Genomic DNA, 26498 nt, shown 5'->3' on the forward strand with positions numbered 1-26498 from the left:
CGCTACTGCCACGGACAGCGCCGACCGATGGCGATGCGACCGGGAAGGCGGCTGAGAAGGGGCTGACAACGAGGGCTGCGGCCGGTGGCTCCATCCCGCCGTTGGTTGCGCCAGGCGGTGGCAATGGCGAGGGGGCGAGCGTCCCCCCGTGGCTTGTCCCGCCGCCGATCCCGATGTGATCCGGCGGCTTTCGAGCCCGGGCGCCATCGCTGTTCCCGCAGGCCGGCCTGCGCCCGCGGCGGGCGAGGCGGCCTATTCGGGTTCGGCCTGCCGCTCCTGCCACATCTTGTGAAAGGCCGGCCGGGCCTGGCAGTCGGCAAGCCAGGCCTGGACGGCCGGAAACTGCTCCATCAGCGCGCCGTGGCCCTGGGCATAGCGCAGGATCTCGGCCACGTTCAGATCGGCCACGGTGAAGCGGCCGCCGACCAGATGGCCATGCCGGTTCAGGTGATGCTCGAGCACCGCCAGCGGGCGGACCAGCCGCTCGGCCGCATTGGCGACGGCGGCCTGGGCGGCGCCCGGCTGGGCCTGGCCGCTGTGGTGGTTGAACAGGATGGCCAGCGCGTCCGGCTCGATCGCGGTGGCGGCGTAGAAGCTCCATTGCAGCATCAGCGCATCCTCGATGGCATCGGCGGGGCCGAAGGGCTGGCCGTGCTTGCGCGCCAGGTGCAGCGTGCAGGCCAGCGATTCCGACAGCACCAGATCGCCGTCCTGGATCACCGGGATGGCGCCGGCGGGCGAGAGTTTCAGGAAGCTCTCGGAATGGGTGTTCAGCGGCGCGTCGGGGGCGTCGGGATCGGGCAGGCGATAGGCCTGGATCACCGGGACCTGCTTGAAGGGCAGGCCCAGCTCGTGACACAGCCAGACGATGCGCGAGGCGCGCGAGCGGGTGACGCCATAGACGGTCAGCATGGTTCTCTCCTGGTCTCGGCGCGAGCTTAGGCGCGTTCAGAGGGTCTGGGCAAGGTAGCGCATCATGTTGCCGCCCATGACCTTGGCGATCTGCTGGTCGGTCAGGCCGGCATCCAGCAGCGCCTGGGTCAGCGCCGCCAGATGCGCCGCGTCGAAGGGCGCATCCACCGAGCCGTCGTAATCCGAGCCCAGCGAGACGTGGTCCTCGCCCACCAGCGCGATGGCCGCCTGGATGGATGCGGCGATGTCCGCGGGGGTCTTGCCGCAATTCACGTCGGCCCAATAGCCGATGCCGATCAGGCCGCCCTTGTCGGCGATGGCCTTGACCAGCCCGTCGGGCAGGTTGCGCGGGCTGGCGCAGCGGCCGTGGATGCCGGTATGCGACAGGATCGGCCGGGTGCCGGGAATGGCCAGCACGTCGCGCACCATCTGCGGGCTGGCATGGGCCAGGTCGATGATCATGCGCTTGTCCATCATCTCGGCCACCACCTCGCGGCCGAAATCCGACAGGCCCGAGCCGCTGCCGCCCTCGCCATGCAGGCTGCCGCCCAGCTCGTTGTCGAAGAAATGCGTCAGTCCCAGCAGGCGGAACCCGGCGCCGTAGAGCACCTGAAGATTGGCGATATTGCCCTCCAGCGGATGCCCGCCCTCGCTGCCCAGGATGGCGCCGACGGTCTGGGCGCCGTTCTGGCGCGCCTCGAGCAAGGTCTGCAGGTCCGCGGCCGAGCGGATCAGCATCAGCCGGTCCGGCGCCGCTTCGGCGGCGCGGCGCAGCGCGGCGGCCTGCACCAGGGCGCGTTCCTTGAGGCTGAACCAGCTGGGCAGCGGGCGCAGCTGGCCGATGAACAGCGGCGTGATGTTGTCCGGCGCCTCGGCGGAGTTCTGGCTGTAGTTCTGGCCGCGCGGGCTTTTGGTGACGGTGGTGAAGACTTGCACGGCGACATTGCCTTCGGCCAGGCGGGGAATGTCGGTATGGCCGCGCTCGGCCCGGTCCAGAAGGTCGCGGTCCCACAGCAGCGCGTCCGAATGCCAGTCGCCGATCACCAGCTGCTGATGCAGCGCCTCGGCCTGCGGCGAGACCGGCCAGCCCTTCGTCGGCATGGTCACGGGGTTCAGCCGGCTTTCGACCAAGCCGGGGCCCCAGATCGCCACCGCGACGGCCGCCAGCACCGCAAGCCCCAGAAGCCACAGGAAAATGCGCCGGATCATGCGGATCATGCCGTCCCCCTTGTCTCGTCCGGGGCGGAGCATAGGGCAGGGCCGCCGGCCATGCGACGGAAAACTGCCCCGACCCGTCCGCCGGGGAAGGTGCTGCGGATCAGAACGTCTGCCGCCCCGGCTGCCCGTCCGCGAGCGACAGGCGCAGGATATGCTGCGGCCCGATCCTGCCGCCGTGATAGAAGCTGCCGGTATCGGTGAATCCGGCGTCCAGATAGACGGCGCGCGCCACCGGATTGACCTCGTTGACCGTCAGCACCAGGGCCTTGGCTCGGGGATAAAGCCGGGGCACATAGCGACCAAGCGCCCGCATCGCCGCCTTGCCGGTGCCGTGCCCCTGTTCGGCGGCGTCGATCATCACCCCGCGCAATCCCAGATCCTGCGGGCCGGCAAAGTCGAAATGGGCGGCATAGGCGCGGTCGATCTTGAAGAATCCGACCGCGCGGCCGTCGCGGGTCACGACATGGAAATCGCAGCCCGGCTCGTCGGCGGCGAAATGGCCGGCGATGGTGCCGCAGAACGGCTCCTGCTCGGGGCGCACGGCGATATGGGCCACGCGCTCGAACCCGTCGCGGCCCAGAGGTTCCAGCACGACCTTGGGTGCGGTCACGCCTCCATCGCCTCGAGCTCGTCGATGAAGCCCTCGATCATCGACAGGCCCTTGTCCCAGAACGCCGGGTCCGAGGCGTCGAGGCCGAAGGGCGCCAGCAGTTCCTTGTGGTGCTTGGAGCCGCCCGCCGCCAGCATGTCGAAATACTTGGCCTGGAAGTCCGGCAGCCCGTCCTCGTAGGCGGCATAGAGCGCGTTCACCAGCCCGTCGCCGAAGGCATAGGCATAGACGTAGAAGGGCGAATGCACGAAATGCGGCACATAGGCCCAGAAGGTCTCGTAGCCCGGCATGAACTCGAAGGCGTCGCCCAGCGATTCCGCCTGCACCGACATCCACAGCGCGTTGATGTCGTCCGGCGTCAGCTCGCCCTTGGCGCGGGCGGCATGCAGCTTGCATTCGAAATCGTAGAAGGCGATCTGGCGCACGACCGTGTTGATCATGTCCTCGACCTTGCCGGCCAGCAGCGCCTTGCGCTGCGCGGGATCGGTGGTCTTTGCCAGCAGGGCGCGGAAGGTCAGCATCTCGCCGAAGACGCTCGCCGTCTCGGCCAGCGTCAGCGGCGTCGAGGCCAGCAGTTCGCCCTGTCCGGCTGCAAGGCGCTGGTGGACGCCGTGGCCGAGTTCATGCGCCAGCGTCATCACGTCGCGCGGCTTGCCGAGGTAGTTCAGCAGCACATAGGGATGCACCGTGGTCACGGTGGGATGCGCGAAGGCGCCGGGCGCCTTGCCGGGCTTTACCCCGGCGTCGATCCAGCCCTTGTCGAAGAAGGGCTGCGCCAGTTCCGCCAGTTTCGGCGAGAAACCGGCATAGGCGTCGATCACGGTGGCCTCGGCCTCGGGCCAGGCGATCAGGCGCGGCGTCTCGGTCGGCAGCGGGGCGTTGCGGTCCCAGACCTGCAGCTTGTCGAGGCCCAGCCATTTGGCCTTCAGCCGGTAGTAGCGATGCGACAGCCGCGGATAGGCGGCGGTGACGGCATTGCGCAGCGCCTCGACCACCTCGGGCTCGACATGGTTCGACAGGTGGCGCGCGGTCTGCGGCGTCGGCATCTTGCGCCACTTGTCCTCGATGGCCTTTTCCTTGGCCAGGGTGTTGTGGATGCGGGCGAACAGCTTGACGTTCTTGCCGAACACCTCGGCCAGGCCGCGGGCGCCGGCCTCGCGCCGGGCGCGCTCGTGGTCGGTCAGCAGGTTCAGCGTCGCCTCCAGCCCCAGCTCCTCGCCATCGACATCGAAGCTCAGGCCGGCGGTGGTCTCGTCGAACAGCCGGTTCCAGGCGGCGGCGCCGACCACGGAATTGTCGTGCAGGAAGCGTTCCAGCTCGTTCGACAGCTGATAGGGCCGCATGGCGCGCATCCGATCGAAGACCGGCTTGTAGCGCGCGGGCCCATCCGCCGCCGAGAACACCTCGTCATAGCGCGCGTCGGGAATGCGGTTGAACTCCAGGCTGAAGAACACCAGCCGGGTGGTGGCGGTGGTGATGCGGTCCTGCAGGTCGCCCATCTGCTTGGCGCGGGTCGCATCGGTGGTGTTCTGGTAATAGCGCAGCCCGGCATAGGACATGATCCGCCCGGCCAGGACGTCGATCTGCTGGTAACGCTCGATGCATTCCAGCATCTTCTCGGCCGAGAGCGAGGCGAGCTTGCCTTCATAGTCGCGGGCGAATTCGCAACAGGCCTTCTCGACCGCCTCCAGATCGCGGATCAGGTCCGGGGCTTCCGGCGAGGGGTAGAGGTCGCTCAGATCCCATTCCGGCAGTGGGCCCAGATCGGGATTGGCGGCGGCGGCGGGAAGGGCGTTTTCGTCTCGCGGCAGAAGGCGGCTGGCTGAAATCGTCATCGTTATTCCTTTCCTCTGCGACAACATGTGACGCCTGATGCGCCCGGCTGCAAGTCGAAGGGAACAATCGGGCGGCCGAGACGGCGCCTCAGCGCTGGTCGGTGGCGGCCGAGAAATGCGCGACCACCGACTCGAGGAAGCGGCTGCGGACCGGGTCGCGCTCCAGCATCGGCTCGTGCCGGCATTCGGCCAGTTCCAGCAGCGCGGCGCCGGGCCATCGGGCGGCGCGGGCGCGGATGGCGGGGCTCGAGACGATCCGCTCGGCGTCGCCAAGCGCGATCAGCGCCGGCAGGGCGGGCGAGGGCAGGGCGGCGATGCGGCGGCATTCCAGGATCGCCTCGCGCAGCCAGTCGTTGCTGGCGCCGCCGACCGAGATGTCGGGCCAGGCCGCGGCCTCGGCCACCAGCCGGCCCCAGCGCCGGCCGTCATGGGTCAGCAGGTTGTCGTGGAACGGGTCCAGCAGGACGAAACTTTCCTCGCCCCCCGCGCGCGGCGCCGGGTGGCCGCCGCGGCCCAGCCGGGACAGGGCGGTGGCCAGGCCGAGCGCCAGCCATTCCGGCACGCCGCGCAGGTCGATGCCCCACATCGGCGCCGAGAAGGCGACGCTGTCCACCGGCAGCCCCGCCTCGAGCGCGGCGAGGCCGATGGTGCCGCCCATGGAATGGGCCAGCAGGTGCCAGGGTCGGGGCAGATCAAGTTCCTGCGCCGCCACCACCAGTTCGACCACGTCGCGCTGGTAATCGGCGAAACTGCCGATATGTCCGGGTCGGACATTGGCCTGCAGCCGGTCGGACATGCCCTGGCCGCGCCAGTCGATGGACAGCACCTCGAACCCGGCGCCGTTCAGGTCCGCCGCGGTCTCGGCATATTTCTCGACATATTCGGTGCGGCCGGGAAACAGCAGCACCGTGCCGGTGGCGCCGCCCGCCGGCCAATGCGCGGCGCGCAGCCGCACCCCGTCATCGGCCCGCAGCCAGAAGGCGCGGGCCAGGGGCAGCGGATCGCCGGGCAGGGTGTTGAAGGGCGCGGGCTTCATCGCTTACGAAAGCAGTGCCCCCAGTTTCATCGCCGTGCCCATCGAGCCGTCGACCTTCAGCTTGCCGGTCATGAAGGCGGTGGTCGGGTTCACGTCGCCCGAGAGCAGCCCCTCGAAGGTCTCGCGGCTGGCGGTCAGGGTCACCTCGGCCTCGTCATCGGCGGCGCGGGCGCCGTTGGCGTCGATATAGACCGAGCCCTCGCCCTCGATGACGAATTTGGCGGTGCCGTCGAAGCCCTTGGCCTTCTCGTCCAGCGCGGTCACGGCGCCTTCGATGACTTTGCTCATTCCATATCTCCTGTTCTCGTGTCTGGAATTGGTTGGGGCAGAGGTTTACATGGGGAATATGCGTTGGCCAGTCCCTCATTTCCATCATGCCGTGGCGGCAGGGCTTTTCCTGGGGCTTCTGGGGCCCGTCGCGGCCGTGGCCTGGCAGGATGTCCCCGGCGCGATACCGGCCCAGGACGCGGTCCCGCAAGACGATTCTCCTGAAAATTCTCCTGAAAATGACAGCGATCCGCCGGTTGCGGACGCGCTGTCGGAACCGGCCGCGGCTTCGGAGCCGACCGCAGCCGCGCGGCTGCGCGAGCGCGAGGATCTGGACATGCTTTTCGCCGAACTGGCCCAGCCCGAGGGCGAGAGCTGGGCCCGGGCCGAGACCGATATCCTGCGCATCTGGTCGCGCTCCGGCTCGGCCGCCATGGATTTGCTCTACAAGCGCGGCGAGTCGGCGCTGGATGCCGGCGACACGGCGACGGCGCTGGGCCACTTGACCGCGCTGACCGATCACGCGCCGGATTTCGCGGCCGGCTGGTATCTGCGCTCGATCGCCTTCTATCTCGACGGGGATTACGGCCCCGCCTTGGGCGATCTGGAACAGGTGCTGCGGCTTGAACCGCGGCATTTCGGGGCGCTGACGCAGCTCGGCACCATGCTCGAGGAACTGGGCGACGGCCGCCGGGCCCTGGACGTCTTCCGCGCCAGCCTGAAGATTCACCCGCATCAGCAGGACGCGCAGGATGCCGTTCAGCGGATCGAACAGGAACTGCAAGGCACGGACGCCTGATGAACGACAGATCGCGGGTCACGGCCGTTCTTGGCCCGACCAATACCGGCAAGACCCATTACGCCATCGAACGCATGCTGGCGCATCGCACCGGGGTCATCGGCCTGCCGCTGCGGCTGCTGGCGCGCGAGGTCTATGACCGCATCGTCAAGGCGCGCGGCCCCTCGGTCGTGGCGCTGGTCACGGGCGAGGAGCGCATCGTCCCCGAGCGCGTGCAATACTGGGTCGCCACCACCGAGGCCATGCCCGAGGTCGGCGCCGATTTCGTCGCCATCGACGAGATCCAGCTTTGCGCCGATCCGGAACGCGGCCATGTCTTCACCGACCGGCTGCTGCACATGCGCGGGCTGCACGAGACGCTGCTGCTGGGCAGCGACACGATGCGCCCGGCCATCGCCGCGCTGGTGCCGCAGGCACTGTTCATGCGGCGCGAGCGCTTCTCGACGCTGAGCTGGGCCGGCTCGAAAAAGATCAGCCGCATGCCGCCGCGCTCGGCCATCGTCTGCTTCTCGGTCGAGGAGGTCTATGCCACGGCCGAACTGATCCGCCGACAAAAGGGCGGCTGCGCCGTGGTGATGGGGGCGCTGAGCCCGCGCACGCGAAACGCCCAGGTCGCCATGTATCAGCAGGGCGAGGTAGATTATCTGGTCGCCACCGACGCCATCGGCATGGGACTGAATCTGGACATCCGTCACGTCGCCTTCTCGGCCACCGAGAAATTCGACGGCCGCCGCTATCGCGAGCTGTTCCCGCACGAGCTGGGCCAGATCGCCGGCCGCGCCGGGCGTCATACCGAGCCGGGCACCTTCGGCGTCACCGGCGATGCCGGTCCGCTGGAGGAGGGGCTGGTCGATGCCATCGAGAACCACCGCTTCGCGCCGATCCAGCGGCTGATGTGGCGCAACGCGGCGCTGGAATTCGGCACGGTCGAGCGGCTGATCCAGAGCCTGGAAACCGCGCCCGAAAGCGGCTGGCTGACCCGCGGCCGCGAGGCTGACGACCTGCGGGCGCTCAAGGCGCTTGCGGCCATGCCCGACATCCGCAACCAGGTGACGCACCCCCGCGACGTGCGGCTGCTTTGGGATGTCTGCCGGATTCCCGATTTCCGCTCGATCTCGGCCGCCGAGCATTCGACATTGCTGGCGCGGATCTACGGGTTCCTGCGCGCAGGCAGGGTGCCCAACGACTGGCTGCAGGGCCAGATCGCCCGGATTGATAAAACGCAAGGCGATATCGACACATTGTCGAAACGATTGGCATATATACGCACTTGGACCTATGTTGCCCAGCGTTCGGGCTGGGTTTCGGATGAAAGCCATTGGCGCGCCGAGACGCGCGCGGTAGAAGATCGGTTGTCGGACGCGCTTCACGCGGCTCTGACGCAAAGATTCGTGGACCGGCGCACATCCGTGCTGCTGCGCCGGCTCAAACAGAAGGAGAGCCTTTTGGCCGAGGTGAATGACAAGGGCGAAGTGACGGTCGAGGGCGAGTTCGCCGGCCGTCTGGAGGGCTTCCGCTTCCACGCCGATCCGAGCGCAACCGGGGATGAGGCGCGCATGCTGAGCCGCGCCGCCTATGAGGCGTTGCGCCCCGAATTCCATCTGCGTGCCGACAGGTTCTACAACGCGCCGGATACCGAACTGGACTTCACCGAGCAGGGCGGCCTGATGTGGGGCAGCTCGGCCATCGGCAAGCTGGTCAAGGGCACCGAGCCGTTGAAGCCCGGCGTCGAGCCCTTCGTCGACGAGGAGGCCGGGCCCGAGATCGCCGACAAGGTGCGCCGCCGGCTGCAGCATTTCATCGACCGCAAGATCGCCACGCTGTTCGAGCCGCTGCTGGCGCTGAAGAACGACGAGACGCTGACCGGCCTGGCCCGCGGCTTCGCCTTCCGGCTGGTCGAGGCGCTGGGGGTGCTGCCACGCGAGGGCGTCGCCGCCGAGGTCAAGGAACTGGACCAGGAATCGCGCGGCCTTCTGCGCAAGCACGGCGTGCGCTTCGGCCAGTTCACCATCTTCCAGCCGGCGCTGCTGAAGCCAGCGCCGACCCGGTTGCGGCTGGTGCTTTGGGGCCTGGATCAGGGGCTGGCCGAGTTCCCGGAAAGCCCGCCGCCGGGCCTGGTGACCATTCCGAACCTGCCGGACGTGCCCAAGGGCTACTACACGCTCTCGGGTTATCACCCGGCGGGCGAGCGGGCGATCCGCATCGACATGCTGGAACGGCTGGCCGACATGCTGCGGGGTCAGGACAGCCGGGGCGGGTTCGAGGCGACGCCGGACATGCTGTCGATCACCGGCATGACGCTGGAGCAATTCGCCGGGTTGATGCAGGGGCTGGGCTATCGCGCCGAGAAGGGCGAGCGGGTCAAGGCCCGTGCCGAGGCCGCGCCCGCCGCTGCCGAGCCGGCGCCCGCGCCCGAAACCGCCGATCACGAGCATCCGCTGACCGAGGAGGAAAGCGTGCTCGCCGCCGAGACTCGCGCTCGGTGGGAAGCCGAACAGGCCGCGCGCAAGGCTGCCGAGGCTTCGGCCGAGGGGGAAGCCGCCGCCGAGGGCGAGACCGTCGCTGCCGAGGCGGCGCCCGAGGTCGAGGCGTTCTACACCTTCACCTGGGCCCCGCGTCCGCGCGGCGGCCAGCGCCGCCCCGAGCGCGGCGAGCGCCAAGGCCAGGGCCAGGGTCAGGGCCGTCCGCAGGGCGAGCGTGGCCCGCGCCGCGAGCGCGAGGCCGGGCAGGAACCCCGCCGCGAGGGAAAACCCTTCGAGGGCAAGCGTCGCGACGAGAATCGCGGCGAACGGGGCGACCGTCCCGACCGCGGCCCGAAGGGCAAGCACAAGGGCAAGCCGCGCCACGACGGGCCGAAGAGTTTCGAGGCGCGCCCGCCGCGGGCCGAGAAACAGGCCGACCCGGATAGCCCCTTTGCCATCCTTGCCGCGCTCAAGAACAAGACGTGAGCGCGGAAGCGGCAGGCTCGATCAGGCTTGACCGCTGGCTGCATCACGCCCGGCTGTTCAAGACCCGCACCCTGGCTGCCGACGCCATCGCCGGCGGCGGCATCCGGGTGAACGGGCAGCCCTGCAGCAAGCCCGCCCAGCCGGTGCGGCATGGTGACACGGTCACCGTCTCGGCCCATGGCCGGGTCCGGGTGTTGCGGCTGCGACTGCTGGGCGAGCGCCGCGGCCCCGCCAGCGAGGCCGCCGGCCTTTATGAGGAAATCGCGTTCTGATTCGCGGCCCTCGCCGGTCGAATCCGGAACGCGGTTCCTGCCTGACGGTGGATGTCGGAACGCCGTCCTGCCGCGCCGGACTTGCCGCCGCATCACCGTCTTTTCGCCCGGCATGGCCTTGAATGATGGCTGCCACGGGCGTAACTACCCGCTCAGGAACCAGGAATATCGCGCCATGACCTATGTCGTCACAGATAACTGCATCATGTGCAAATACACCGACTGCGTCGAGGTGTGTCCCGTGGACTGTTTCTACGAAGGCGAGAATACGCTGGTCATCCATCCCGACGAATGCATCGACTGCGGCGTCTGCGAACCGGAATGCCCGGCCGACGCGATTCGCCCGGATACCGAGCCGGACATGGAAAGCTGGGTCGAGTTCAACCGCAAATATGCCGAACTCTGGCCGGTGATCACCCGCAAGAAGGATCCGATGCCCGACTATCAGGAGATGGACGGCAAGCCCGGCAAGCTGGAGAAATACTTCTCCGAGGCCCCCGGCGAAGGGGATTGAGACCTGCAGTCTCGCCTGTGGCGGTCGGTCGTTCACAAAGCTAACGACTGTGTTGAACGCGCATCATTCCTCGCTTTTGTCTGTACGGCAATGGCGGGTGCGGGCCGGAATCGCTAGACCGGAGCCGTGGTCGGGGAGGAGGCGATTCGCCCCGGGTCATGCACCGGTTCTGGCGGTGCTCGGGTTCCGAGTTTCTGATTTTCAACGATTTTCTGCCTTCTGACAGGACCGGTGCCGCTTTGCAGCGAACCTTTGAACCGGCGCGATTTTTGTGCTAAAGTGCAACGATATCGCGCCGGTTGGGCTGCTTTCTGTGGCCTGTCCGGCGTTGCTGCCTGTTCTGGTCGACTGCCCGGCCGGAAATGCAAGAACAACGACACCGACCCGTAAGGGGGGGATCGTCCCGCCTTGGGGTCTTTTGTGCCGCCCGCCGGCGCAACTGCGAAGGAAGCCCAATGTCGAAAGCCAAGAAGACCGAATTCCGCCCCGATGATTTCGTGGTGTACCCGACGCATGGCGTGGGTCGCATCGTTTCGATCGAAGAGCAAGAGGTTGCCGGGCTGCGCCTCGAGATGTTCGTGATCTCGTTCGAGAAGGACAAGATGACCCTGCGCGTGCCGACCGCGCGCGCTTCCGAGATCGGCATGCGCGGCCTGTCGACCCCCGACCTGGTCGAGCGGGCGCTGGACACGCTGAAGGGCAAGGCCCGGGTCAAGCGCGCCATGTGGTCGCGCCGCGCCCAGGAATATGAGCAGAAGATCAATTCGGGCGACCTGATGTCGATTGCCGAGGTGGTGCGCGACCTGCATCGCAACGACGATCAGCGCGAGCAATCCTATTCCGAGCGTCAGCTGTACGAGGCGGCGCTGGACCGCCTGACCCGCGAAGTCGCCGCCGTCAGCGGCATGGACGAGGCCGGCGCCCAGAAGAAGGTCGAGACGGTGCTGACCGCCCGCGCCGCCTGAACCGGACGGACCGGCCAAGCGACAAGAAAAGGGCGCCTGCGGGCGCCCTTCGCATGTCCGGCACAGCCGGAAACCGATGGCAGGCTGCGTCCAGGCGGCCTGCCATCGGGGCCGGATCAGCTCAGCGCCGCCAGGATGCGCGCCCAGCTGCGGGCGCCCTTGGCGAAGCTTTCCAGATCGTATTTCTCGTTCGGGGAATGGATGCGGTCGTCGTCGCGGCCGAAGCCGATCAGCATCGAATCCATGCCCAGGATGGTTTTGAAATCGCCCGCGATGGGGATCGAGCCGCCGGCGCCGATATAGGCGGCCTCGCGACCCCATTCCTGGGACAGCGCGGCTTTCGCCGCCGCAAAGGCCGGATCCGAGATGTCCATGCGGCTGGCCGGGCTGGCGCCGTGACCGTGGAAGGCGACCGTGCAATCAGCCGGAATGGCGGCGCGGACATGGGCGCGGAAGGTCTCGCGGATTGCTTGCGCATCCTGGGTGCCGGTCAGGCGGAAGCTGACCTTGGCGCGTGCCTCGGCCGGCAGCACGGTCTTGAAACCCGCGCCGGCATAGCCGCCCGAGATGCCGTTGATCTCGAAGGTCGGGCGGTTCCAGACCATCTCCAGCCCGGTGCGGCCGGTCTCCCCGACCGGCCGGTTCAGGCCGACCCGCGACAGGAATTCCCCGGTATCGAAGCCCAGATCCTGCCAGTCGGCGCGCAGCTCCTCTGTCAGTTCCTCGACGCCGTCGTAGAAGCCGGGCAGGGTGATGCGGCCGTCGGCATCCTTCACGGTGGCCAGCGCGTTCACCAGAAGCTGGATCGGGTTGGCGGCCAGCCCGCCGAAGCTGCCGGAATGCAGGTCGCAGTCGGCGGCGCGAACGACGATCTCCTCGCCCAGCAACCCGCGCAACTGGGTGGTGATCGCCGGGCGACCGTCGGAATACATGCCGGTGTCGCAGATCATGGCGATGCCGGCGCGCAGCTCGTCCGCATTCTCGCGCAGGAAGGGCTGCAAGCTGGGCGAGCCGGATTCCTCCTCGCCCTCGAAAAGCAATGTCAGGTCCGAGGGCAGTTCGCCATGCACCGCTTTCCAGGCCCGGAAGGCCTCGACGAAGGTCATCAGCTGGCCCTTGTCGTCGGCGGCGCCGCGGCCGCGGATCACCCGGCCTTCGGGCGTGTCCTGGATCTCGGGCTCGAAGGGCGGGCGGTCCCACAGCTCCAGCGGATCGACCGGCTGCACGTCGTAATGGCCATAAAACAGCAGTGGCCGGCGCGTGCCTTTCGGGGAATGCGCCACCACCATCGGATGGCCGGGCGTGTTGCGGATCGAGGCGTCGAAGCCCAGCGATTGCAGCTCCGCGCAAAGCCATTCGGCCGCGCGGCGCACGTCGCCGCGATGCGCCGGGTCGGTCGAGATCGAGGGGATGCGCAGGAACGCCTCGAGCCGCGCCAGCGCCTGCGGCAGATCCGCGTCCAGCGTTGAAAGTACTTCGTCGATTTTCGGGCTGTTCGGCATGTTTTCCCTATTCCTGAATGATTTGGTCAGAGAACTTGGATGGTTCCATGGTCGTAATGCGGCATTTTGACCCTATATTTTCTCTGATTTGACACGTATCAAGTCGTGACCCGCGGGATCGGAGCATGATCCCCCAAGCGAGCAAGTTCAAGCAAGGCAAGGGACCGCAGATGGATTACTCAGCCGCCCTGGATCAGGCCCTCGGGAAGCTGCACGAAGAAGGGCGCTACCGCACCTTCATCGACATCGAGCGGCGCAAGGGGGCCTATCCGCAGGCTATCTGGACCCGTCCCGACGGGACCGAGCGGGAAATCACCGTCTGGTGCGGCAACGACTATCTGGGCATGGGCCAGCATCCGGCGGTGCTGGCGGCGATGCACGAGGCGCTGGATTCGACCGGCGCCGGCTCGGGCGGGACACGCAACATTTCGGGCACCACGATCTATCACAAGAAGCTGGAAGCCGAACTGGCCGACCTGCACCAGAAAGACGCGGCGCTGATCTTCTCCAGCGCCTATATCGCCAATGACGCGACGCTTTCCACGCTGCGCAAGCTGTTCCCCGGCCTGATCATCTATTCGGACGAGCTGAACCACGCCTCGATGATCGAGGGCATCAAGCGCTTCGACGGCGCCAAGCGCATCTTCCGCCACAATGACGTGGCGCATCTGCGCGAACTGCTCGAGGCCGACGATCCCGAGGCGCCGAAGCTGATCGCCTTCGAATCGATCTATTCCATGGACGGCGATTTCGCCCCCATCGCGGCCATCTGCGACCTGGCGGACGAATTCAACGCCCTGACCTATCTGGACGAGGTTCATGCCGTCGGCATGTATGGCCCCCGCGGCGGCGGCGTGGCCGAGCGCGACGGGCTTCTGGACCGCATCGACATCTTCAACGGCACGCTGGGCAAGGCCTTCGGCGTGTTCGGCGGCTATATCGCCGCCTCGGCCAAGATGGTGGACGCCATCCGCTCCTATGCGCCGGGTTTCATCTTCACCACCTCGCTGCCGCCGGCGGTGGCGGCGGGTGCAGCGGCCTCGATCGCCTTCCTGAAGACGGCCGAAGGGCAATTGCTGCGCGACCGCCAGCAGCTGAACGCCCGCATCCTCAAGATGCGGCTGCGCGGCCTTGGTATGCCGATCATGGACCATGGCAGCCATATCGTGCCGGTGCATGTCGGCCATCCGGTGCATTGCAAGGCGCTGTCCGACATGCTGCTGGCCGATTTCGGCATCTATGTGCAGCCGATCAACTTTCCCACCGTGCCGCGCGGCACCGAACGCCTGCGTTTCACCCCCTCGCCGGTGCACGATCCCCGGCAGATCGACCAGCTGGTCCGCGCCATGGACAACCTCTGGTCGCAATGCAAACTGAACCGTTCGACTTCCGCTGCCTGACGCGGTTTGAGGGTGATCACCTCTCGCGCCCGTGATAACCTTGCTTTAATCAAATCGTGAGAGCCTTCCGATTCGGAGGGTGAGCAGCAAAGAATGGGGCAGGCGCGATGATCGGGCTGAGGGGGTCTCCCCCGTCGCATGGCCATGAGGAACCGACGGCATTGCCGCCCGGTTTCGACGATCCGGATATTCGTCTTGGCGATCTGATGCGGGGCGAACGCGCCACGCTGGGCAAGTCGCTGCTGGATGTCCAGCGCGAACTGCGCATCCGCGCCTCCTATGTCGCCGCCATCGAGAATTGCGACATTTCGGCCTTCGACGCGCCCAGTTTCATCGCCGGCTACGTGCGCTCCTATGCGCGCTACCTGGGCATGGATTCGGACTGGACCTTCCGGCGCTTCTGCCAGGAATCCGGCTTTCGGCCCACGCATGGCATGGCGCCCGCCGCTTCGGGGCCCAAGCCGCAGCGCCGGCCCTCGGACCCGGCCGAGGCGCTGGCCAATCCGCATCCGATCTTCCTGCCCAAGCCGGAAAGCATGTGGTCCTCGATCGAGCCGCGCGCCATCGGTTCGCTTCTGGTCATGGTGGCGCTGGCCTGTGGCCTCGGCTATGGCGGCTGGGCCGTGCTGCAAGAGGTGCAGAAGGTCAACCTGACCCCCGGCGACCAGGCGCCCGGGGTGATCGCCGCGCTGGACCCGGTGCAGGAAGCCGCCCAGCCGGAAACCGTGGAATCGGCGCAGGTCAACCTGCCGCGGCCCGAAGGGCTGGACCGCACCTATCGCCCGCAGGCGCTGGAACTGCCGGTGCTGGTCGCCCGCGACGGCCCCATCGCCGCCATAGATCCCGGCCTGAACGAGCCGGCGATCCAGCCCGAAGCCGCCCAGCCCGCCACCCGCACCGCCGCCATGCAGGATCTGGTCTACGGTCCCGAGATGCCGGCCGAGCAGTTGGCGGTGCGCACCGTCGCCCCCGACGCCCCCGAGATCGAGATCCTGGCCGCGCGCCCGGCCTGGGTGCGGGTGACCTCGGCCGATGGCACGGTGCTGCTGGAAAAGACCATGGATGCGGGCGAACGCTTCGCCCTGCCCAAGCTGGAAGCGCCGCCGGTGCTGCGGGCCGGCAATTCCGGCGCGGTCTATTTCGCGGTGAACGGCCGGACCTATGGCCCGGCCGCGCCCGGCGCCAAGGTGGTCAAGAATGTCGAGCTGTCGCCCACCGCGCTGACCGCGAAATTCGCCTTTGCCGATCTGAGCAAGGATCCGGAGCTGGCGCGCATGGTCTCGCTCGCCTCGGCCGCCAAGCCGGAAGCCCCAGCCATCCAGGAATAGGCCGGGCGCCGGCCTGCCGATGGTCACGGATGCGGCATCGCCGGGCCGCCGCCGGGCCGGATGGGTTGCCCGTCCGGCCGCTTGCGCCTATCTCTCACGGGTGAATCCCGGCTCTCGCGCAGAAAAAGGCCATAGCCATGTCGCATAATCCGATTCGCCCCTGGCGCAATATCGACCGGCGCAAGTCGCGCCAGATCATGGTCGGCAATGTGCCGGTGGGGGGCGATGCGCCGATCAGCGTGCAGACGATGACCAATACCGATACCAGCGACGTCCGGGCGACGCTGGACCAGATTTTGCGCGCCGCCGACGTCGGCGCCGATATCGTCCGGGTCTCGACCCCCGACGAGGCCTCGACCCGGGCGCTGAAGGAAATCTGCCGCGAAAGCCCGGTGCCGATCGTGGCCGACATCCATTTCCACTACCGCCGCGCCATCGAGGCCGCCGAGGCCGGCGCCGCCTGCCTGCGCATCAACCCCGGCAATATCGGCGACGCTGCCCGCGTGCGCGAGGTCATCAAGGCCGCGCGCGACCACGGCTGCTCGATCCGCATCGGCGTGAATGCCGGCAGCCTGGAACGGCACCTGCTGGAGAAATACGGCGAACCCTGCCCGGATGCGATGGTGGAATCCGGCCTCGACCATATCAGGATCCTGCAGGACAACGACTTTCACGAGTTCAAGATCAGCGTGAAGGCCAGCGACGTGTTCCTGGCCGCCGCCGCCTATCAGCAGCTGGCCGAGGCCACCGATGCGCCGATCCACCTGGGCATCACCGAGGCGGGCGGGTTGATGGCCGGCACGGTGAAATCCGCCATCGGCCTCGGCAACCTGCTCTGGATGGGCATCGGCGACACGATCCGCGTCAGCCTGTCCGCCGATCCGGTCGAGGAGGTCAAGGTCGGCTTCGAGATCCTGAAATCGCTGGGCCTGCGCACCCGCGGCGTGCAGATCATCTCTTGCCCCAGCTGCGCGCGCCAGGGCTTCGACGTCATCAAGACGGTCGAGATCCTGGAAAAGCGCCTCGAGCACATCAAGATGCCGATGAGCCTGTCGATCATCGGCTGCGTGGTGAACGGTCCGGGCGAGGCGCTGATGACCGATATCGGCTTCACCGGCGGCGGCGCGGGCTCCGGCATGGTCTACCTGGCCGGCAAGCAGAACCACAAGATGACCAACGACCAGATGGTCGACCATATCGTCGAGCTGGTCGAGAAACGCGCCGCCGAACTCGAGGCCGCGCAAGCCGCCGCCGCCGAATAAACGCAGGGGGCTCCTGCGCCCCCCAAGCCTTTCACCGTTTTCCAAATACCCACGCCGCCTGCGCAACCCGCGCCGGCGGTGCCGGTTCAGCCCTCGGCCGCGGCCGCCCGGGCCCTTGCGACCGCGCCTTCCAGCCCCTCGGCCGGCACGCCGCGCAGCATCTCGCCGCCGATGATGAAGGTCGGCGTCCCCATGATCCGCATCTGTTCGGCCAGCTGGTGGTTCTTGCGCAGCACCGCCGAGACCTCCTCGGTATTCATCCGGTTCAGCACCGCTTGGCTGTCCAGGCCCAGATCGCCGGCCAGCTTGGTCAGGCTTTCCAGATTGACCGGCCCGCGCGATTCCATCAGCGCGTCATGCGCCTTCTTGTAGGTCTCGGCCCCGGCCTCTTGCTGCACCGCGACGGCAAAGCGCGCCGCCATGTCGCTTTCCTGGGTCAGGATCGGGAATTCCTTCAGGATCCAGCGGATATTGCCATCGGCCGAGATCAGCTTCTCCAGCTCCGGGTTCACCCGCTTGCAGACGCCGCAGCGGTAGTCGATGAACTCGACCAGCGTCACGTCGCCCTCGGGATTGCCGCCGACCCAGCTATGGCCGTCGTCGAAGATCGCGTCCCTGTTGTTCTCGACCAGCAGCTGGTCGTTCTTGGCCTCGTCGGCGGCGCGGCGCTCTTCCAGCACGTTGATCGACTCGATCAGGACATCGGGATTGGCCATCAGGTAGTCGCGCACCGCCTCGCCGAAGGCGGCCTTCTCGGCTTCGCTCATGTTCGCCGGGTCGAAGGCGAAGGCGGGCAGGGCGGTCGCCGTCAACAGCGCGGCGGTCAAAAGGGCTTTCATCCAGGGATCCTTTCCAGTTGCCGGCAACTTGGCCTGTCCCGGGCCGTGTTGCAAGCGATGCGCCCCGGCCTCACGCGGGCTTGACCGGACAGCCCGCAGGTCCGATACCCGGCCAAAACCACGAGGGCAGGCAGATATGAGACAATCCCGCCGCGGGCAGGTCGATCCCTTTATCGTCATGGATGTGATGGAGGCCGCCCGCAAGGCCGAAGCCGCAGGCCGCCGCATTATCCATATGGAGGTCGGCCAGCCCTCGACCCCGGCGCCCGAGGGCGCGCGCCGGGCGCTGGCCGCGGCGCTGGAGCGGCCGCTGGGCTATACGGTGGCGCTCGGCCTGCCCGAATTGCGCCGCGGCATCGCCGCACTCTACAAGCGCTGGTACGGGCTCGACCTCGACCCGAACCGGGTGGTGGTGACGCCGGGTTCCTCGGGCGCCTTCCTCCTGGCCTTTTCGGCGCTGTTCGACGCCGGCGAGCGCGTGGCCCTGGGCGAGCCGGGCTATCCCAGCTATCGCCAGATCCTGCGCGCCATGTCGCTGGAGCCGGTGGGCATCCCGACCCGGGCCGAGGACCGCTACCAGCCCCGGCCGCAGGATCTGCCGGCGGATACGCAGGGGCTGATCCTGGCCTCGCCCGGCAATCCCTCCGGCACGGTGCTGCGGCGCGAGGAACTGGCGGCGCTGACCGCGCGGGCCGCGGAACTGGGCATGAGCGTGATCTCGGACGAGATCTATCACGGGCTCGATTACGGCGCCGGATTCCATTCGGCGCTGGAGGTGACGGACGAGGTCTTCGTCATCAACAGTTTCTCGAAATATTTCAGCATGACCGGCTGGCGCGTCGGCTGGATGGTGGTGCCGGACAGCATGATCCGCACCGTCGAACGCATCGCGCAGAACATGTTCATCTGCCCGCCCCATGCCAGCCAGGTCGCGGCCTTGGCGGCGCTGGATTGCGTCGAGGAGGCCGAGGCGAACCTGGCCGTCTATGCCGAGAACCGCCGGCGGATGCTGGAACGGCTGCCGCAGATCGGTTTCGATCGCATCGCGCCGCCGGAAGGCGCGTTCTACATCTATGCCGATGTGTCCGACCTGACCACGGACAGCCTGAGCTTTGCCGCGGAAATTCTTGAAAAGGCGGGCGTGGCGGTGACGCCGGGCCTGGATTTCGACCCGCATCGCGGCGCGCAGACCCTGCGCTTCAGCTATGCCGCGGGGGCGGCCGAGATCGCCGAGGGGCTGGACCGGCTGGCCGCCTTCATGGCGGCGCGATGAGATGGCTTTTCGCCCTGCTGCTGGTCTGGCTGGCGCTGCCGGCGCTGGCCGATGACGGCGCGCGCTCGGCTCTGGCGACGGTCGATCTGGCGGGCTCGTCGCTGACGGCAGAGGGCCGCGACCGCGGCAGGCCGCGGCCGATGGAGCTGCGGCTGACCATCAGCCAGCCGGTGCCCTATCGGGTCTATTTCCTCGACGGCCCGCCGCGGCTGGTGGTGGATTTCCGCGAGATCGACTTTTCCGGCACCAGGGCCGGGGATCTGCCGGGGCGCGAACTGGTGCCGGCGTTGCGCTGGGGCCGGTTCCGGTCCGGCTGGTCGCGGCTGGTGATGGAACTGCCCGGCCCCTATGCGTTGCGCACCGCCGTGCAGAGGCCGGCCGAGGGCGGCGCCGGCGGGGCCCTGGTCAAGCTGCGCATCGAGCCGGTCGATGCCACGGAATTCGTCACCCGCGGCAACGCGCTTTCGGCGCTTTGGGATCTGCCCAAGCCCGCCGAGGTGACGCCGCTGCCGCCCCGCCGCACCGGCCGGCGGCCGCTGCGGGTCGCGATCGACCCGGGCCATGGCGGCCACGACCCCGGCGCCCAGGTCGGCGCCATCTACGAGGCGGCGGTGTTGCTGGGTTTTGCCCGCGAGCTGACCGAGATCCTGACCCGCGCCGGTTTCGAGGTCGTCGCCACCCGCAAGGACGACAGCTTCATCCCGCTGGAGCGGCGCATGACCATCGCCCGCACCGCGCAGGCCGACCTGTTCATCTCGCTGCATGCCGATGCGCTGCCGGCGGGCGAGGCGGCGGGGCTGTCGATCTATGTCTGGAACCCGCAGGCCGACGACCGCGCCACGCGCGAACTGGCGACGCGCCACGACCGCGCCGATCTGTTGGCCGGGTTGGACCTCTCCGGCACCGACGACCAGATCGCCGATGTGCTGATGGACCTGGCGCGGACCGAGACCCATCCGCGCTCGCAGGCCTTTGCCAAGTTCGCGGTCTCGGAACTGAACCGCGCCGGCATCGGGATGCACAGCCGCCCGGTGCGCGGCGCGGCGTTTTCGGTGCTGAAATCCCCCGACATTCCCTCGGTGCTGATCGAGCTGGGCTTCCTGACCGATGCCGGCGACCGGGCGAACCTGTTCGACCCGGACTGGCGCGCCCGCACCGCGCAGGCGCTGGCGCGGGCGATCAGCCTTTGGGCGCAGGACGATGCCGCCCGGGCGGCGCTTTCACGCAGGTAGTGCAAGGTTGCTTTGACGGGCGACGCCCTGCTGTCTATAGAGACCCACGTCATCCCCAGAGGCTTGCCCCTTGCTGCGCTTCCTGCTGTCTTTCATCGGTGCGATCTTTTCCTGGCTCGTGACCGCCGTCTTCTTCATCGCCCTGACCGTGGGCGCGGTGTTCTGGATGTATTCGCGCGATCTGCCCAGCCATGAGCAGCTGGCGCAATACGCGCCCAAGACCATCAGCCGCATCTATTCCGGCGAGGGGCGGATCATCGACGAATTCGCCGAGGAGCGGCGCATCTTCGTGCCGATCGACGAGATCCCGCCTTTGGTGCGCGAGGCCTTCGTCAGCGCCGAGGACAAGAACTTCTATCATCACCACGGCTTCGATCCGCGCGGCATGATCGGCGCCCTGGTCGAGGCGGTGAAGTCGCGCGGCGAGAACGTGCGCGGCGCCTCGACCATCACGCAGCAGGTGATGAAGAACTTCCTGCTGTCCAGCGACCGCAGCGTCGAGCGCAAGATCAAGGAGCTGATCCTGGCCACCCGGCTGGAATCGACGCTGTCCAAGGACCAGATCCTGGAACTGTATCTGAACGAGATTTTCCTGGGTCAGAACAGCTTCGGCGTCGCCGCCGCGGCGCAGACCTATTTCAACAAGCCGCTGACCGAGCTGGCGCCGCACGAGGCGGCGATGCTGGCCGCCATGCCGCAGGCGCCCGGCCGCTATCACCCGGTCCGCGCCAAGGAACGGGTGACCGAGCGGCGCAACTACGTGCTGCGCGAGATGTGGCAGAACGGCTATATCGACCAGGCCACCTACGAGGTCGAGGTCAAGCAGCCGCTGCGCTCGGTGCAGAACGGCGATTTCCCGGCCTTCCAGCAGCAGCTGCCGCCGCGCGACTATTTCACCGACGAGATCCGCCGCCAGCTCTCGGCGCAGTTCGGCGAGCAGGAGTTTTTCGGCGGCGGTCTGGCGATCCGCGCCACCGTCGATCCGCGGCTGCAGAAGATCGCGGCCCGCGCCCTGCAGAAGGCGCTGGAGCAATACGACCGCGGTCGCGGCGTCTGGCGCGGCACCCGCGTCACCATCCCGGCCGAGAAGCTGGGCAGCGAGCAGGACTGGCGCCCCGCCCTGGCCGAGGCCCGGGTGCCGCGCGACATCGAGGGCTGGTTTCCCGCCGTGGTGCTGTCCCTTGGCGACAGCGACGCCAGCATCGGCATCGAGGATCAGGACGGCACCGCCACCATCCCGGCCAAGGATGTGCAATGGGCCAGGAAGCGCCGCGCCGACGGCACGCTGGCGCCCAAGGCCAGGGCGGTCTCGGACCTGCTGGAGGTCGGAGACGTGGTGCTGGTGCGCCGCATGACCAGCGACAGCGACGGCAGCTTCATCCGCTGGACGCTGCGCCAGGTGCCCGAGGTGCAGGGCGGTTTCATGGCCATGGACGTGAATACCGGCCGGGTGATCTCGATGCAGGGCGGCTTCAGCTATCAAAGCTCGGTCTTCAACCGCGCGACCCAGGCGCAGCGTCAGCCGGGTTCCAGCTTCAAGCCCTTCGTCTATGCGGCGGCGCTGGATTCGGGCTTTACCCCGGCGACGATCATCATCGACGAGCCGATCACCGTGAACACGCCGCAGGGCCTCTGGACGCCCAAGAACGCCAGCGGCAGGTTCTATGGCCCGACGCCGATGCGCACCGGGATCGAACAGTCCCGCAACCTGATGACCATCCGTATCGCCCAGGGCATCGGCATGGATACGGTGGCGAAATATGCCGAGAAATTCGGCGTCTACGACCATCTCGGCCATTTCCTGGCGAACTCGCTCGGCGCGCAGGAGACGACACTGTTCAAGATGGTCGCCGCCTATGCCATGTTCGCCAATGGCGGCGAGCGGGTGGAGCCGACGCTGGTCGACCGCGTGCAGGACCGCCGCGGCCGCACCATCTATCGCCACGACCGCCGCGAATGCGTGACCTGCGGCCAGGCGACGCTGCCGGCCGGCGCCTCGCCGCAGATCGTCTCGAACCGCGAGCGGGTGATGGACGCGATCACCGCCTATCAGCTGACCTCGATGCTGGAGGGCGTGGTCAAGCGCGGCTCGGGGCGCGGCGTGGACCTGCCGGTGCCGGTGGCCGGCAAGACCGGCACCACCAACGATGCCAAGGACGTCTGGTTCATCGGCTTCACCTCGAACATCGTCGCCGGCTGCTACCTGGGCTATGACCAGCCGCGCACCCTGGGCGCCAATGCCTATGGCGGCACGCTTTGCGTGCCGGTGTTCAACGAATTCATGCGGGAGGCGGTCAAGGAATTCGGCGGCACCGCCTTCAAGGTGCCGCCGGGCGGGCATTTCGTGAACATCGACCGCTTCACCGGCGCCATCCTGGGCCCCGATGCCAAGGGCGACAATGTCATCGCCGAATATTTCCGCGACGGTCAGGATCTGAGCGGGCTCGGCATGATCGACGGCGGTTTCGGCCGCGCCGATCCGGCGACGCTGCCGCTGTTCACCTCGGGCCGCGACGGCGGGCAGGCGGTGACCACCTCGACCGGCAAGAGGAAGGTGATCCCGAAGAAGGCCGATTTCGGCACCCTGTCCTCGGGCGGGCTGTATTGAGGCCGGTCCCGTCAAGGGGTCGCTTGCCGCCGGCCGCCGCCCGCGCTATTTGTCCTGCCCTGACCGACGATCTGAAAGAGAGTGCCCATGCGCGCCGAGACCCAAGCCACCATTGACGCGATCCGCAAATCGCTGAAGCTGCTTGCGCAGCGCATGGACTGGGACACCGCGCCGCACCGGCTGGAAGAGCTGAACGCCATGATCGAAGCCGGGGACATCTGGTCCGACCCGGCCCGTGCCCAGAAGCTGATGCGCGACCGGCAGATGCTGTCCGATGCGGTCGAGACCTATCGCCGCATCGAGACCGAGCTGAAGGACAATGCCGAGCTGATCGAACTGGGCGAGGCCGAGGATGATGCCGAGATCGTCGCCGATGCCGAGACCGCGCTGAAGGCGCTGGCCGAGCTTTCGGCGCAGAAGGAGCTGGAGGCGCTGCTGAACGGCGAGGCCGACGGCAACGACACCTTCCTTGAGGTCAATGCCGGCGCCGGCGGCACGGAAAGCTGCGACTGGGCCTCGATGCTGGCGCGGATGTATGTCCGCTGGGCCGAGAAGAAGGGCTATACTGTCGAGCTGCTCAGCGAAACCGGCGGTGACGAGGCCGGCATCCGCTCGGCCGCCTACAAGATCTCGGGGCCGAACGCCTATGGCTGGCTGAAGTCGGAATCGGGCGTGCACCGGCTGGTGCGCATCTCGCCCTATGATTCGGCGGCCCGGCGCCATACCTCGTTCAGCTCGGTCTGGGTCTATCCGGTGGTCGACGACAATATCGAGATCACCATTCCCGACAACGAGATCAGGATCGACACCTACCGCTCCTCGGGCGCGGGCGGGCAGCACGTCAACACCACCGACTCGGCGGTGCGCATCACCCACCTGCCGACCGGGATCGTGGTGACCAGTTCCGAAAAGTCGCAGCACCAGAACCGCGCCAACGCCATGGCGGCGCTGAAGGCGCGGCTTTATCAGCTGGAGCTCGACAAGCGCAACGCCGCGATCAACGCCCAGCACGAGGCCAAGGGCGATGCCGGCTGGGGCAACCAGATCCGTTCCTATGTGCTGCATCCCTACCAGATGGTGAAGGATCTGCGGACCGGGCACGAGACCTCGGACACGCAGGGGGTTCTGGATGGCGACCTGGACGCCTTCATGGCCGCCACCCTGGCGCTGGACGTGGCCGGCAAGTCGCGGGCCGAGGCGCAGGCCGAGGACTGAGCCGCCGGCGCTGCCCGCGCGTCTTTGCAAAGCGTGACCTGCGGGCCGTTTTCCCGAAGGAATGGGTATTTGGAAAACGGTGAAGGCGGGTGGGCCGCTGTGGCGGCGCTGCATCCGTTTGCCCGGATCGGGCCGCAGGGCGGTTTTTCCGCCGGACCGGCCGGGTTAGCCTGCGCCTGATCTGGACCGGCGGAGGCGCGGCATGGAAGCGAAGCGGATCAATCTGGCCTTGCAGGGCGGCGGCGCGCATGGCGCCTTTGCCTGGGGCGTGCTGGACCGGTTGCTGGACGAGCCCGGGATCGAGATCCGCGGCATCAGCGGCACTTCGGCCGGGGCGTTGAACGGCGCCGCGCTGGCGGCCGGCCTGTCCTGCGGGCCGGGGCGGCGCGGGCGGCAGGCGGCGCGCGAGAACCTAGCCCATGTCTGGTCGCAGGTGGGGCAGGTCAGCGACAATTCCGTGGTGCGCTGGCTGCATTCGATGTTCCCGGCGCCCCGCGCCTGGCAGCGGCTGACCGAGCTGTTCTCTCCGGTCGCCTGGCTGGGATCGCTGACGCGGGTGTTCAGCCCATATGACAGCGGGCCGTTCTATTCCAACCCGCTGGCCGCCATCCTGCGCGAGATGCCGCATCCGCGCCTGGGCCGCGAGGAGGGGCCGGCCTTCTTCGTCACCGCCACCAATGTCCGCACCGGCCTGGTGCGGGTGTTCGGCGGGGCCGAGGTGACGGTGGACACCATTCTTGCCTCGGCCTGCCTGCCGGAACTGTTCCGCGCCGTCGAGATCGACGACCCCAGGACCGGCCGGCGCGAGGCCTATTGGGACGGCGGCTATTCCGGCAATCCGGCGCTGTTTCCGCTGTATCATCCCGACCTGCCGCGCGACATCGTCATCGTGAACATCAACCCGATGCTGCGCGACGCCATTCCCAAGACCCCGGCCGCCATCCAGGACCGGGTGAACGAGATCAGCTTCAACGCCTCGCTTCTGGCCGAATTGCGGGCGATCAATTTCGTCAAGCGCCTGTTCGCCGAGGACCGGCTGACCGGGCGGCCGATGAAGAACGTGCTGCTGCACGCGATCATGGACGAGAGCCTGATGAACTCGCTGAGCGCCAGCACCAAGCTGATCCCCAAGCCGGGGCTGCTGGACCGCATGCACGAGGCGGGGGTGCTGGCGGCCGAGCGCTTCCTGGCCGAGGATGCCGGCCATCTCGGCGAGCGCGACAGTTTTGACCTGTCGCGCGTGCTGCGCTAGGCGGCCTGCGCCAGCGCGGCGGCGATGCGGGCCGCCAGCCGGGCATTGTTCAGCACCAGCGCGACATTGGCTTGCAGCGAGCGGCCCTCGGTCAGCTCGAAGATGCGTTGCAGCAGGAAGGGCGTGACCGCCTTGGCGGCGATGCCCTGCGCCGCGGCCTCGGCCAGCGCCTGTTCGACCACCGGGATCATCTCGGCCCGCGGGATCTCGGCCTCGGCCGGGATCGGGTTCACCACCAGTTGCCCGCCGGCGATGCCGAGATCACGCCGCAACCGCGCCGCGGCCGCGATCTGCGCGGGATCGTCCATGCGCAGCGGCGCCGGCAGGCCCGAATCGCGCGACCAGAAGGCCGGCAACTGGTCCTGGCCGAAGGCGATGACCGGCACACCCAGGGTTTCCAGCACTTCCAGTGTCTTGGGCAGGTCCAGGATCGCCTTGGCCCCGGCCGCGACCACGGTGACCGGGCTTCGCGCCAGTTCCTGCAGGTCGGCCGAGATGTCGAAGCTGGTTTCGGCGCCGCGATGCACGCCGCCGACGCCGCCGGTCGCGAAGACCGCGATCCCGGCGAGATCGGCGCAGATCATCGTGGCGGCGACGGTGGTGGCGCCGGTGCGCCCCAGCGCCAGGCAGGCGGCCAGATCGGCGCGCGAGAGCTTCATCGCCTCGCCCTGCGGGGTTCTGGCGAGCTGTTCCAGCGTCTCGGCGTCGAGGCCGACGCGGATGCGGCCGCCGATGATGGCGATGGTCGCCGGGGTGGCGCCGGCCTCGCGTACCGTCGCCTCGACCCGGCGCGCCATTTCCAGATTCTGCGGCCAGGGCATGCCATGGGTGATGATGGTCGATTCCAGCGCCACCACGGGACGGTGCTGCGAGCGGGCCTGCGCGACTTCGGGCGACAGGGCGATCAGCGGGTTCATGGCAAGTCCTTTCCGGAAATATGGGCCGAGGCGGCGTGCAAGGCACGAGTCAGGGCTTCGGCACGGGTCGCGCCGGCGATTTCGGCGGCGAGATGCGCCGCGAGGAAACTGTCGCCCGCGCCGGTGACGCGGATCGCCGCGGCCGGCGGTGGCACGGCGTCGAGCGTCGGCGCGTTCCAGGCCGCGTCGGCGACGCGGCGCGCGCCGTCGGTGACGAGCACGCGATGGCCGCCGAGCGCAGTCACGGCCTCGGCGGCTTCGGCGGCGCTGGCGAAGCGGCGGCCGGCCAGCGCC

At 68.1% G+C, this 26498-nt stretch carries 23 protein-coding genes; 13 read left to right on the plus strand and 10 right to left on the minus strand.

Annotation, left to right across the window (positions count from 1 at the left end; genetic code table 11):
• Positions 1 to 252: 252 nt before the first annotated feature.
• The 6 genes from ACFOMP_RS04355 to ACFOMP_RS04380 form a co-directional block, all read right to left on the minus strand.
• Positions 253 to 912, minus strand: coding sequence for a glutathione S-transferase family protein (locus ACFOMP_RS04355; protein WP_289893785.1), 660 nt, complete (start codon positions 910 to 912; stop codon positions 253 to 255).
• A gap of 36 nt (positions 913 to 948) precedes the next feature.
• On the minus strand, positions 949 to 2130 hold the full coding sequence (locus ACFOMP_RS04360) for a dipeptidase (protein ID WP_379028112.1): 1182 nt from the start codon (positions 2128 to 2130) through the stop codon (positions 949 to 951).
• Between the two features lie 100 nt (positions 2131 to 2230).
• Positions 2231 to 2740, minus strand: coding sequence for a GNAT family N-acetyltransferase (locus ACFOMP_RS04365; RefSeq protein ID WP_289893783.1), 510 nt, complete (start codon positions 2738 to 2740; stop codon positions 2231 to 2233).
• Positions 2737 to 4575 (minus strand): M3 family oligoendopeptidase, encoded by a 1839-nt coding sequence (locus ACFOMP_RS04370; protein WP_379028114.1) that lies wholly within the window; start codon positions 4573 to 4575, stop codon positions 2737 to 2739. The genes ACFOMP_RS04365 and ACFOMP_RS04370 overlap by 4 nt, the downstream gene beginning before the upstream one ends.
• A gap of 88 nt (positions 4576 to 4663) precedes the next feature.
• Positions 4664 to 5611: an alpha/beta fold hydrolase gene (locus ACFOMP_RS04375; RefSeq protein ID WP_379028116.1), complete on the minus strand. Its 948-nt coding sequence runs from the start codon at positions 5609 to 5611 to the stop codon at positions 4664 to 4666.
• 3 nt (positions 5612 to 5614) lie between these two features.
• Complete coding sequence (locus ACFOMP_RS04380) at positions 5615 to 5899, minus strand: SCP2 sterol-binding domain-containing protein (protein WP_289893780.1); 285 nt, start codon at positions 5897 to 5899, stop codon at positions 5615 to 5617.
• A 316-nt stretch (positions 5900 to 6215) separates the two neighbouring features.
• On the opposite strand from ACFOMP_RS04380, the gene ACFOMP_RS04385 reads away from it, so the two are divergent.
• The 5 genes from ACFOMP_RS04385 (at position 6216) to ACFOMP_RS04405 (ending at position 11376) form a co-directional block, all read left to right on the plus strand.
• Positions 6216 to 6677 carry a tetratricopeptide repeat protein gene (locus ACFOMP_RS04385; RefSeq protein ID WP_379028118.1) on the plus strand — a complete coding sequence of 154 codons (462 nt, stop codon included), beginning with the start codon at positions 6216 to 6218 and terminating at the stop codon, positions 6675 to 6677.
• Positions 6677 to 9625 carry a helicase-related protein gene (locus tag ACFOMP_RS04390; RefSeq protein WP_379028120.1) on the plus strand — a complete coding sequence of 983 codons (2949 nt, stop codon included), beginning with the start codon at positions 6677 to 6679 and terminating at the stop codon, positions 9623 to 9625. The genes ACFOMP_RS04385 and ACFOMP_RS04390 overlap by 1 nt, the downstream gene beginning before the upstream one ends.
• Positions 9622 to 9897 (plus strand): RNA-binding S4 domain-containing protein, encoded by a 276-nt coding sequence (locus tag ACFOMP_RS04395; protein WP_289893777.1) that lies wholly within the window; start codon positions 9622 to 9624, stop codon positions 9895 to 9897. Before ACFOMP_RS04390 ends, ACFOMP_RS04395 begins: the two co-directional genes overlap by 4 nt.
• 175 nt (positions 9898 to 10072) lie before the next feature.
• Positions 10073 to 10411, plus strand: coding sequence for a ferredoxin FdxA (gene fdxA / locus ACFOMP_RS04400; protein WP_289894871.1), 339 nt, complete (start codon positions 10073 to 10075; stop codon positions 10409 to 10411).
• 455 nt (positions 10412 to 10866) lie between these two features.
• Positions 10867 to 11376 carry a CarD family transcriptional regulator gene (locus ACFOMP_RS04405; RefSeq protein ID WP_289893776.1) on the plus strand — a complete coding sequence of 170 codons (510 nt, stop codon included), beginning with the start codon at positions 10867 to 10869 and terminating at the stop codon, positions 11374 to 11376.
• Positions 11377 to 11492: 116 nt separating this feature from the next.
• On the opposite strand, the gene ACFOMP_RS04410 is transcribed toward ACFOMP_RS04405, so the two are convergent.
• Positions 11493 to 12878: a dipeptidase gene (locus ACFOMP_RS04410; protein ID WP_379028123.1), complete on the minus strand. Its 1386-nt coding sequence runs from the start codon at positions 12876 to 12878 to the stop codon at positions 11493 to 11495.
• Between the two features lie 170 nt (positions 12879 to 13048).
• Between ACFOMP_RS04410 and hemA the strand changes: the two genes are divergently transcribed.
• From hemA to ispG, 3 genes are all read left to right on the plus strand, one after another.
• Positions 13049 to 14278: a 5-aminolevulinate synthase gene (gene hemA / locus ACFOMP_RS04415; RefSeq protein WP_289893774.1), complete on the plus strand. Its 1230-nt coding sequence runs from the start codon at positions 13049 to 13051 to the stop codon at positions 14276 to 14278.
• Positions 14279 to 14385: 107 nt separating this feature from the next.
• On the plus strand, positions 14386 to 15606 hold the full coding sequence (locus tag ACFOMP_RS04420) for a helix-turn-helix domain-containing protein (protein ID WP_289893773.1): 1221 nt from the start codon (positions 14386 to 14388) through the stop codon (positions 15604 to 15606).
• A 137-nt stretch (positions 15607 to 15743) separates the two neighbouring features.
• Complete coding sequence (ispG, locus tag ACFOMP_RS04425; protein WP_379028125.1) at positions 15744 to 16868, plus strand: flavodoxin-dependent (E)-4-hydroxy-3-methylbut-2-enyl-diphosphate synthase; 1125 nt, start codon at positions 15744 to 15746, stop codon at positions 16866 to 16868.
• A gap of 86 nt (positions 16869 to 16954) precedes the next feature.
• Here ispG and ACFOMP_RS04430 read toward each other — a convergent pair whose 3' ends face one another.
• Complete coding sequence (locus tag ACFOMP_RS04430) at positions 16955 to 17707, minus strand: DsbA family protein (protein ID WP_379028127.1); 753 nt, start codon at positions 17705 to 17707, stop codon at positions 16955 to 16957.
• Positions 17708 to 17843: 136 nt separating this feature from the next.
• Here ACFOMP_RS04430 and ACFOMP_RS04435 point away from each other — a divergent pair, with 136 nt between their 5' ends.
• From ACFOMP_RS04435 to ACFOMP_RS04455, 5 genes are all read left to right on the plus strand, one after another.
• Positions 17844 to 18980 (plus strand): pyridoxal phosphate-dependent aminotransferase, encoded by a 1137-nt coding sequence (locus ACFOMP_RS04435; protein ID WP_379028129.1) that lies wholly within the window; start codon positions 17844 to 17846, stop codon positions 18978 to 18980.
• Positions 18977 to 20212: an N-acetylmuramoyl-L-alanine amidase gene (locus tag ACFOMP_RS04440; RefSeq protein ID WP_289893769.1), complete on the plus strand. Its 1236-nt coding sequence runs from the start codon at positions 18977 to 18979 to the stop codon at positions 20210 to 20212. Before ACFOMP_RS04435 ends, ACFOMP_RS04440 begins: the two co-directional genes overlap by 4 nt.
• Positions 20213 to 20282: 70 nt before the next feature.
• Positions 20283 to 22820, plus strand: a complete 2538-nt coding sequence (locus tag ACFOMP_RS04445; protein WP_379028131.1) for a penicillin-binding protein 1A — start codon at positions 20283 to 20285, stop codon at positions 22818 to 22820.
• An 87-nt stretch (positions 22821 to 22907) separates the two neighbouring features.
• Positions 22908 to 24035, plus strand: coding sequence for a peptide chain release factor 2 (prfB, locus tag ACFOMP_RS04450; RefSeq protein ID WP_289893767.1), 1128 nt, complete (start codon positions 22908 to 22910; stop codon positions 24033 to 24035).
• Between the two features lie 202 nt (positions 24036 to 24237).
• The gene (locus tag ACFOMP_RS04455; RefSeq protein WP_289893766.1) at positions 24238 to 25287 is read left to right on the plus strand and encodes a patatin-like phospholipase family protein; all 1050 of its coding nucleotides are present in this window, start codon (positions 24238 to 24240) and stop codon (positions 25285 to 25287) included.
• Here ACFOMP_RS04455 and ACFOMP_RS04460 read toward each other — a convergent pair.
• Together ACFOMP_RS04460 and ACFOMP_RS04465 are read right to left on the minus strand one after the other, a co-directional pair.
• The gene (locus tag ACFOMP_RS04460) at positions 25284 to 26204 is read right to left on the minus strand and encodes a pseudouridine-5'-phosphate glycosidase (protein ID WP_379028134.1); all 921 of its coding nucleotides are present in this window, start codon (positions 26202 to 26204) and stop codon (positions 25284 to 25286) included. The genes ACFOMP_RS04455 and ACFOMP_RS04460 overlap by 4 nt on opposite strands.
• The coding region (locus ACFOMP_RS04465) for a PfkB family carbohydrate kinase (RefSeq protein ID WP_379028136.1) at positions 26201 to 26498 on the minus strand (298 nt) is incomplete at its 5' end. The genes ACFOMP_RS04465 and ACFOMP_RS04460, both read right to left, overlap by 4 nt.

The organism is Paracoccus simplex, from assembly GCF_042648325.1.
GTDB lineage: Bacteria > Pseudomonadota > Alphaproteobacteria > Rhodobacterales > Rhodobacteraceae > Paracoccus > Paracoccus simplex.

Bases quoted from the DNA above. Each gene is read 5' to 3' on its own strand.
- ACFOMP_RS04440 (WP_289893769.1), top strand. From the start codon at position 18,977: ATGAGATGGCTTTTCGCCCTGCTGCTGGTCTGGCTGGCGCTGCCGGCG.
- ACFOMP_RS04370 (WP_379028114.1), bottom strand. From the start codon at position 4,575: ATGACGATTTCAGCCAGCCGCCTTCTGCCGCGAGACGAAAACGCCCTT.
- ACFOMP_RS04410 (WP_379028123.1), bottom strand. From the start codon at position 12,878: ATGCCGAACAGCCCGAAAATCGACGAAGTACTTTCAACGCTGGACGCG.
- ACFOMP_RS04430 (WP_379028127.1), bottom strand. From the start codon at position 17,707: ATGAAAGCCCTTTTGACCGCCGCGCTGTTGACGGCGACCGCCCTGCCC.
- ACFOMP_RS04355 (WP_289893785.1), bottom strand. From the start codon at position 912: ATGCTGACCGTCTATGGCGTCACCCGCTCGCGCGCCTCGCGCATCGTC.
- ACFOMP_RS04385 (WP_379028118.1), top strand. From the start codon at position 6,216: ATGCTTTTCGCCGAACTGGCCCAGCCCGAGGGCGAGAGCTGGGCCCGG.
- ACFOMP_RS04375 (WP_379028116.1), bottom strand. From the start codon at position 5,611: ATGAAGCCCGCGCCCTTCAACACCCTGCCCGGCGATCCGCTGCCCCTG.
- ACFOMP_RS04460 (WP_379028134.1), bottom strand. From the start codon at position 26,204: ATGAACCCGCTGATCGCCCTGTCGCCCGAAGTCGCGCAGGCCCGCTCG.
- ACFOMP_RS04360 (WP_379028112.1), bottom strand. From the start codon at position 2,130: ATGATCCGCATGATCCGGCGCATTTTCCTGTGGCTTCTGGGGCTTGCG.
- ACFOMP_RS04390 (WP_379028120.1), top strand. From the start codon at position 6,677: ATGAACGACAGATCGCGGGTCACGGCCGTTCTTGGCCCGACCAATACC.
- ACFOMP_RS04380 (WP_289893780.1), bottom strand. From the start codon at position 5,899: ATGAGCAAAGTCATCGAAGGCGCCGTGACCGCGCTGGACGAGAAGGCC.
- ACFOMP_RS04435 (WP_379028129.1), top strand. From the start codon at position 17,844: ATGAGACAATCCCGCCGCGGGCAGGTCGATCCCTTTATCGTCATGGAT.
- ACFOMP_RS04455 (WP_289893766.1), top strand. From the start codon at position 24,238: ATGGAAGCGAAGCGGATCAATCTGGCCTTGCAGGGCGGCGGCGCGCAT.
- ACFOMP_RS04420 (WP_289893773.1), top strand. From the start codon at position 14,386: ATGATCGGGCTGAGGGGGTCTCCCCCGTCGCATGGCCATGAGGAACCG.
- ACFOMP_RS04405 (WP_289893776.1), top strand. From the start codon at position 10,867: ATGTCGAAAGCCAAGAAGACCGAATTCCGCCCCGATGATTTCGTGGTG.
- hemA (WP_289893774.1), top strand. From the start codon at position 13,049: ATGGATTACTCAGCCGCCCTGGATCAGGCCCTCGGGAAGCTGCACGAA.
- ispG (WP_379028125.1), top strand. From the start codon at position 15,744: ATGTCGCATAATCCGATTCGCCCCTGGCGCAATATCGACCGGCGCAAG.
- fdxA (WP_289894871.1), top strand. From the start codon at position 10,073: ATGACCTATGTCGTCACAGATAACTGCATCATGTGCAAATACACCGAC.
- prfB (WP_289893767.1), top strand. From the start codon at position 22,908: ATGCGCGCCGAGACCCAAGCCACCATTGACGCGATCCGCAAATCGCTG.